Origin of the sequence: Listeria goaensis (genome assembly GCF_900186125.1) — a bacterium.
GTDB lineage: Bacteria > Bacillota > Bacilli > Lactobacillales > Listeriaceae > Listeria > Listeria goaensis.
Genome location: NZ_FYBQ01000019.1, coordinates 20,709 through 28,238 on the forward strand (window position 1 = coordinate 20,709; position 7,530 = coordinate 28,238).

Below are 7,530 nucleotides of genomic sequence, written 5' to 3' on the forward strand. Positions count from 1 at the left end.
CTTATTGTTTGTGTCCATAGGCTACCCAAAAGAGACCCACCATTAAAATGAGACCAAATGTAGCACGCCCCCAATGGGCCACACACCAATCGAGACCCATTTGCAAACCATCTTTCATCATTTGAATCGTCTCAGCAGTTTGTGGAAACCAGTTGGGGACAAATTGAAAGAGCATGACCATCCCGAAAAGGATGCCTAAAAATGTTGAAATCAGTTTCATCGTGCACCTCCTTTTTAAATGACAATACCTGCTTTTTCCTCGATATGAGTTTTATGCATATGAAAATAGATGTCCTGGAATGGATCTCGCGTGATGGCATCCAGTGTCGTTAACAAGACTGGAATCGTAATTCCTGGATGCAGTATACTAGGCCGTTCACCTTTTCTCGGTTTTAAACTGGCTAATTTATTCTTGGTTAATTGGGTGGTATTGGCTGATGCGCCAACAAATACAATTAAAAACTCTTGAACTTCTGCTTCAGCCCCAATATGATATAAATACTTATCTCGCTGATCTTTCCGTTCAAGGAAACGTGTATAGCGTTCCACTTTGTCTTGCAGTACTTTTTTCGTTCCTCGCGAACGTTCCATTTCTAAAAATAAGCCAAAATTGATGTTTTGATTTTTCGGACCTACAATTAAAAAGCCATCCGGACGGATGACATCTTGTTTTTTGGATTGACCAAATTGGTAATAACCTCGATTTTCTTGAACATAATCTTTGACCTCAAGCCCGTATTCAGCTGCTTTCTCCTCAAAAGAAAAGGCCACATGTGCAATCAAAATCGAGTGACGATACCAAACCTGAAGCTCGCGTGACCAATGAATCGAAAATTGACGTTCACCCTCCACTTCTTGAATCAATCGTATGCCCTCTAAAGCAAGCGTCAGGATACTCCCTACCGTACCATCTGGAAGAGCACATCTTGAAAAAATACGAATGTAATGAGCTTGTTCGAGTTGTTTTATCCGACGACGAAAAGAATCATCTCGATTATATAGGTCTCCGTAAAATTTCTCGTGAGCAAAAGCGCTATCTAAATAAATAAATTGATGTAGCCGTTGAATAAGAGAAATGTCCCTATCTGTCAAAATCATCGACGCTTTCTCCTTTCGCTAAATCTACTAAAGAAATACCTTCCGTTTCATATTCTTCAGGTGGATCACCTAACTGCTCAAGCAAGGACTCATACCCCTCCTCAATTTCTTTTTCCGTCATGGTTTGTTTTTGTTCTTCCTCAAGTTCACTGAAGTTTTGATTGGGATTCATGTACTTCATAATCGCCAAATCTACTTCTTCGATGGTTTTGCCTTCTCGTGCCTCCAACTCACGCGCTTTCTCATACGTCCAGTCATTCGCGAGTTTTACATCTTCTTTTTCCAAGTAATCGGCCACTTGACCATCGGGTTTAAATTTATCTAATGGTGGAACGACGACTGTTGTCCGATACGTACTCACCACGCCGTCCACTTTTTCCTTAAAACGAATCACTGCACGCCTGGGTTCTAAATTGGTTAGATATTTGGGGTTGACTTGATCATTTTCACTGATACTTAAATACTTCGCTGCTGTTTCGGCATCTTTCGATCCTTGTTGGCAGACAAAAAAGTTATCTTGAATCTCTGTAATGGCTTCCCTATGCCCCTCCGATAACTGAAGAAGTCGCTGAGTCGCTGTACCACTCGCTAATCCAAATTTTCGACTTTCTGCGATAATTCGGGGTGTAACAGGTACATTATTGACTTTATGCCGTTCATCTACCACAAACAGATGTAATAGAGAGTACGGGGGGCGTGTTTCAGCCGTTCGGTAGTACATGTATTCCAAATAACCGACGACTAAACCAATTTCACTTTTCGACAGATTACTGACATCTAACAAGACTAAATGACCTTCATCCATATACGTACGAACATCCCACTCCACTTCTTTTTGGCCAAAGATTCGTTTCAATGATTCACTGGAGGCAAACATGTCGATTCGATTTTTAACCGCAAGAGCTGATGTTTTCATATTCCCTTCCGCATCATTTTGCCAGTAATCCATAATTTCATAATTCCGTGGATTTCGACCAATGACCTGCAACAACTGTGCTCGAAAACGATTATCATCCAATAACCGATTGACTTCCAAAATCGTATGCGTCTCATACGGATCAGCAAGCAACGTCCGAATACAGAACCGTAACAATCGGGCTGCCACGGCTGCTGGTTGTGGAAAGTTCGCTTCAATCAATTCTGTGACCGCATCCGCAATCACCCCTTCCTTTTGACCAGGCATCTTATATAACAAATTCATCGCAAATGGATGTGTGGAGTTAGCAACACTGAAATAATGCACTTTATCCCAGTTAATTGTGGCCCCTTGTTGTTCGGCATGTAAAAGTTGATTCAAAATCACAATGACTGTATCGCGTGCTGGATCCGCAAATGTGAAACCGGCTGCGCTTTCTTGTTCAATAAAATCTTTAACAAACCCTTGTGATAACAATGTATTTAGAACGGTTGATTTTCCAGAACCCGTTTTCCCAAACAAGCCGAAATGTTCCCCGATAAAAGCTTTCTGAAGATAAACGGCCCGATTTTTGATAATCGGATGTTCCAGATAACCAATAAACACATCATTGGGATTAGCCATCACATTTTTAGGAATCAGTTCTGCCCCTCGTTTACTACGTGGTGTGATTAATTTAATGGCATCAATGACTTGTCGTTTATCGAATAAAGGAAGATGGACGATATTGGCCAGTTCTTCACTCGTCATCATCATGGTGTAACGGTAAGGGTGTGGGAAAGCACGGACGCTATTTCTCAATTTTCGATATTTCACCGTATTGAGTCCACTTAAACTAGCTCGTAAGAGATTTCCCATTTGTTTCACTTGATTTTTTGCATTTGAAGAGACGGAAGCCATGGAAATCACCACATCAAAGGCTCCTCGATGACTAACATTCCGATCCTTCAATCCTTTTAATTCTTGTTTATCAAAGGTATTGCGGTCTGTACTGGCTACTTCTTTAATATTGGTTTCTCGTTCCATCATTTTTTCCTTTAATTTCCGTCCACTATTAGGGCTAAAAAGGACTTGTACCCATGTTTCAGGAGGCATTTCCCGAATCAAAACTGGAAGATCATCATACGTGTATTCTGCCAATGGGAGCGCATTTCGATTACGTTTCCGATGCATCTTCATGCGACCACTAAACCTTTTTTTCTTTCCAAAATCCTGGGGCATCGGTAAGGAGCCGGGATAAAATTCAGCACGACCATAAACACTCTTGATGGAACTTTGAATAAAGGGCATTAAATCGTTCGTTGCGCCAATGTAAAACCCCACCTGCCCTTCTTCATCTCGATACAAGGTATAACTGAACCATTCTTTTCCTAAGAAAAGACGTTTAATGTTGTTTCGTCGGCTTCCTTGAAGCCGCTCCAACAGCTTAATCACATCTTGTGGTCGAAACTGATCATCTTCATGAGGAAGGAGACGCTCATATCGCCATTGTTTTCGTGCAAAAAATTGAATCCACACGAAGCGTATAAAAATCAAAAGAAGAACAAGGAGAAGTATTTTCTCCCCTATTGATTGAATTTCTAAAAACTTCTCTTTTGGAAAAGAAACGGTAAAGGAAGAAAAAATCCTTTTACCAAATATAAGAAGAAAGATGCCACCACCTAACACGAGAGACAGAATTGGATTCGTTTGAATCCATTCTTCTATTTTTTGATCTGTTTTATTTTTTTTTGCCACTAATTTCTCCCCTCCTTGCGATAATATAGAATGTATATTTATAAGCGAAATCTGCATGTTGATACAAAATCAGCGAAGCGATAATAAGATGATTCGGAACGGTAAATACATAGAGTAATGGGAAGAAGATAATGAACGAGCAAGTCCATAAACGAAAGGAAATAGAGAGAAAAGACTGGACGCTTTCACGAATGAGAATTAGAAAATCTTGCTAAATCTGTAGCCGATATAAAAAAATGAATTTTTTAATCGGTACAATTTAGAAGAATTTCCATTTTAAGAAAAAAGTTGCGTCATACGAAAGTCATTGAAACAGCCCTATTTATACTCTTTTTCATGCTGCAAATTGACTACTAGGTACTCATCCGCCTTTTTGCATCTTAATGGCATCTTATAGGCAGGCAATTTGCACCTTAATGGCCGTCTCTGATTCTTTTTATTGTGACTTCAAAAAAAACGGAAAGTCACTTTTTCCGAATTCACGGCTCCAATATCCGTGAAAAAATCTCACATAAAAAAAGAAGCATAGCTACATAGCTTAGCACTTTTCAAAATCAAAAACGAAACGATAGATTTCTATCATTCCATGCATCTTCATGCAAAAGTGAATGCCTCTTTCCTTACTCATTGGATTATCCAATGAGGCTCACGATTCATCTTGACTTCTTCTTTGTTTCACGAGATAAAGCATTCGCTGCACATAACGCATCAATAGACAAAATGCCGTGAATAAGACCACAAAGGACCATAACCAGGAGGCTGTCGTATTCACGTGATTAAAAATAAGGAAGACTTGTCCTAACACGCCCCCCATGCAAAATATACCAAATAGGACTAGAATCACTTCTACCGTAAATCGTATCTTCCAAAGTTGTTTTTTCATGCGTATTTTTCTTCTCCTTTCTCAAAAAACAAAAGCCACCTCATCGCAAGCGTCGCTTTTGCTCTTCCTCTGTCAACCATGGTACCGAACTATATTTTTGCGATTTTTTATGCTGGATAAAGAGCTTGCTGTCCGTTTTCCCAACGACCCACCAGTTTTCTGGTGCTTTTTTATGAGCTTTTAATACCTGTTTTTGTTTTCGAGTAGGATTTTTGGGGTTGCCTTTCATCTTAATTCCTCCCTTTTTTAGGTTCAAATTCAATAATCATATCCCCTGTGGGACACCTATACACATTCCCATAGCATACCCATTGTGTCTGATCATGAAATTGAACACCTTTTGCTTGACAAGTAAACTTTAGCTTCAAATAGTCCACATCAGATGGATCTTGAAACGCGATTGTGACTCCCTGCGAATCATGAAAGATGGGATTGGAATCATATGCCTGTTTCACTTGAATAATCTCTACTTTCATGTTTTTCAAGTACGGTCTCCATCTGTCTGAAATCGGTACGAGTTCTTCACTCGATAAGCCTTGAAAATCAACCAGCGTGTTTCTATAATCCGAATACTTGGTATGACTTTCCTGCAAAACATTTTGGAAAATCCCGTTTTTTATCCGATTTATGAAGAATGGCTGCAGAGCCAGCCATATATACGTTAAAAACCAAACGATGATTGTCATCCACTCACTGTTTGTCCAACTGGGGGCAAAGCCCACTAGCCAACTTCCTGTGAAAAGTGTAAAAAGTTGGTAAGGAACAAAGAGCCACCCGACTATTTTACCTGGATTCTTGTATTGACTCATGAAAAAAAGAATACTAAAACCACTATAAATGACGATGCTATACATCGTAATCAAGGAAATTATGTCTATGCTGTTCTCTTTCGGAATAGCTTGCGTATCATAGAGCCATTGTCCCAATGTCTCACGAAATATAGGATAAAATCGTGCACACACAAATAAGGCTGCGCCATATTGAAGGAGGAGCGCCACTTTTCGAGAGTCATAAAGCAACCTCCATGCAATAAGTTTTTTCATTTCTTTTTGTTTCAAGTGATATCGCCATTTTTGTATACGTTGTGGCCAAGTAAGGTGTCGATTCAAAGCATTTCCATTCCTTTCTTTACCAGTAACTGGTACTATTCTAGTTTATCTCCTGTAAAATACGACTTTTTAACGGTTCTTCCAGGATGTGAAAATGTTTATAATTCACAACTGTACGCGCCTCGCCAAACTGTTTCGCCGATTCTGGTAGTAAACGTACAATCACCGAATGAGGATAAAAAATTTCAATCCAGCCAACGTAATCTTGTTGTTGGCGGCGGAAAGAAATTAAATCATTGACTTTCCCTTTGGGTGATCTAACATGGGTGGTAGGTCCAAAACGTGTTTTTTTACCTAAGTTTATGAGGGTCATTTTTAGCTACTCCCTTCCTTTAGATGATTTACTTGAAAATCGTTTACTTTAGCTTGAATCCAGTGCTTTTCTTGGGTAAAAAAAGTGATTTTGTCCTTTTCTGTTCCATGACAAGCGATTTTTTCTACACACTCTCTAACCGGTATGAGGCAAGGATAGTCCTGTTCATTTAGACTTGCTATGGCTTCTAAACGCATGTCAAGACGATCTTCGATTTTATGCTCTTTATCAAATTTATAAACTTCAGGAGCTAGTACTCCTGGCTTCAGCTTCATACAGTGTTTCCAAAACATGCTCTGACAATAACTCTCTTGTGCTTGTTTTCGTGCTTTTTCATTTTGATACTCACTCATATTTATCACTTCCATTTAAAGCTCTTTTCCGTCTTCGCCGGCACTCTCTTCAAAAAACTGAAGCTGTTGCGCTTCGAACTGTTCCCGGTCAACCCCTAATAACTCTTTCATTTCCGTACTTTTTGCTTGGTAGATATAACTTAAATAGCGATGTAGCCAATGCTCCTGATAGCATTTTTTGTTTCCATGTCATGTTGTTGATTTTCATTATTCTTCCTCTTTTCTTGATTATCTCGTTGTAGACCATCGTTTTTTCCCAATAAAGTGCTTATCCAGTGATGTTAAACTGACTACTGGAAGGCCTTGTCTTTCGCGTATCAAGTCATCGTGCTGAATCAAACTAATTCGATCCAACACCAACCCTTCTCTTGAGATTGGGCGATAGGATTTCCGCTTGCCCTGAGCCGTTTTTAATTGGCATTGTATCCGTTCACCATTTTTAAGTTTATACTCTAACCAGTCATCAATAATGCCGGCACATAGAGCCTCCTCTAGCACATAAGGTAAAATCAACAGAACGGTCACCGCTCTGGAATTCGTATGAAATTTGATGCGGTAGCCATGTTCCACTCGCTTCTCCTCCTTCTATTCCAATCAAAAGCGCCTTCTCTTAGGAAAGGCGCTTTTCATCGGTATACATACATATTTCATATTTTATGATCCTGTTTTTCACTTCTTGAAGCTTATCATTTAGTTTTGTTTTGTTTTGTTGCGTCTTACAAGAACTAAGCTTGCTAGAGCGACTAGAATAGCGCCTAGTAAAACAAAAATCACCATGTTTTGATCACCCGTTTTCGGCATGTTCGTATGAATCGTTTGTTTGATGACACTTGGTTTTGCGACTTTCACGGTCTGATTAGCATCGTTGATATTTTTATGTTCTGCAATCAATTCTTTGTTTTTATAAAGCTCTTCAAAGACGACCAGGTCTTTTCCAGCTAAATTTTTCGTATTAAACGTAAATTCAACTTTCGCTGATCCAGTTGCTTTTTTAGCTGTGAAAGATCCAGTTGCAACAACTGTTTTACCATTGACAACTAAGGCTTTTCCTGTACTTTTATCCATAACAGTCCCTTGAATATCGTAGGTTTGACCTGGAGTTAAGTCTTGATACTTCACTT

General features: G+C 39.3%; 9 protein-coding genes. All 9 read right to left on the reverse strand.

What is annotated here, in order from left to right:
- Position 1 precedes the first annotated feature (1 nt).
- Entirely contained in the window at positions 2-220 is a 219-nt protein-coding gene (locus CFT42_RS14365; RefSeq protein WP_088816506.1) for a hypothetical protein, read from the reverse strand.
- A 14-nt stretch (positions 221-234) separates the two neighbouring features.
- A complete protein-coding gene (locus CFT42_RS14370; RefSeq protein ID WP_088816507.1) occupies positions 235-1,098 on the reverse strand; it encodes a replication-relaxation family protein in 864 nt (287 codons plus the stop codon).
- Positions 1,082-3,751 carry a helicase HerA domain-containing protein gene (locus CFT42_RS14375; protein ID WP_088816508.1) on the reverse strand — a complete coding sequence of 890 codons (2,670 nt, stop codon included), beginning with the start codon at positions 3,749-3,751 and terminating at the stop codon, positions 1,082-1,084. Before CFT42_RS14375 ends, CFT42_RS14370 begins: the two co-directional genes overlap by 17 nt.
- 923 nt (positions 3,752-4,674) lie before the next feature.
- Positions 4,675-4,863 (reverse strand): DUF6906 family protein, encoded by a 189-nt coding sequence (locus tag CFT42_RS14385; protein ID WP_088816510.1) that lies wholly within the window; start codon positions 4,861-4,863, stop codon positions 4,675-4,677.
- Between the two features lies 1 nt (position 4,864).
- On the reverse strand, positions 4,865-5,692 hold the full coding sequence (locus tag CFT42_RS14390) for a hypothetical protein (RefSeq protein ID WP_159458185.1): 828 nt from the start codon (positions 5,690-5,692) through the stop codon (positions 4,865-4,867).
- A gap of 91 nt (positions 5,693-5,783) precedes the next feature.
- Complete coding sequence (locus CFT42_RS14395; protein WP_088816512.1) at positions 5,784-6,056, reverse strand: DUF2187 domain-containing protein; 273 nt, start codon at positions 6,054-6,056, stop codon at positions 5,784-5,786.
- A 2-nt stretch (positions 6,057-6,058) separates the two neighbouring features.
- A complete protein-coding gene (locus CFT42_RS14400) occupies positions 6,059-6,409 on the reverse strand; it encodes a hypothetical protein (protein ID WP_159458186.1) in 351 nt (116 codons plus the stop codon).
- Between the two features lie 228 nt (positions 6,410-6,637).
- Positions 6,638-6,979 carry a hypothetical protein gene (locus tag CFT42_RS14405; RefSeq protein WP_088816514.1) on the reverse strand — a complete coding sequence of 114 codons (342 nt, stop codon included), beginning with the start codon at positions 6,977-6,979 and terminating at the stop codon, positions 6,638-6,640.
- A 120-nt stretch (positions 6,980-7,099) separates the two neighbouring features.
- Positions 7,100-7,530 (reverse strand): VaFE repeat-containing surface-anchored protein (locus CFT42_RS14410; RefSeq protein ID WP_159458187.1); only part of this gene is annotated, 431 nt, incomplete at its 5' end.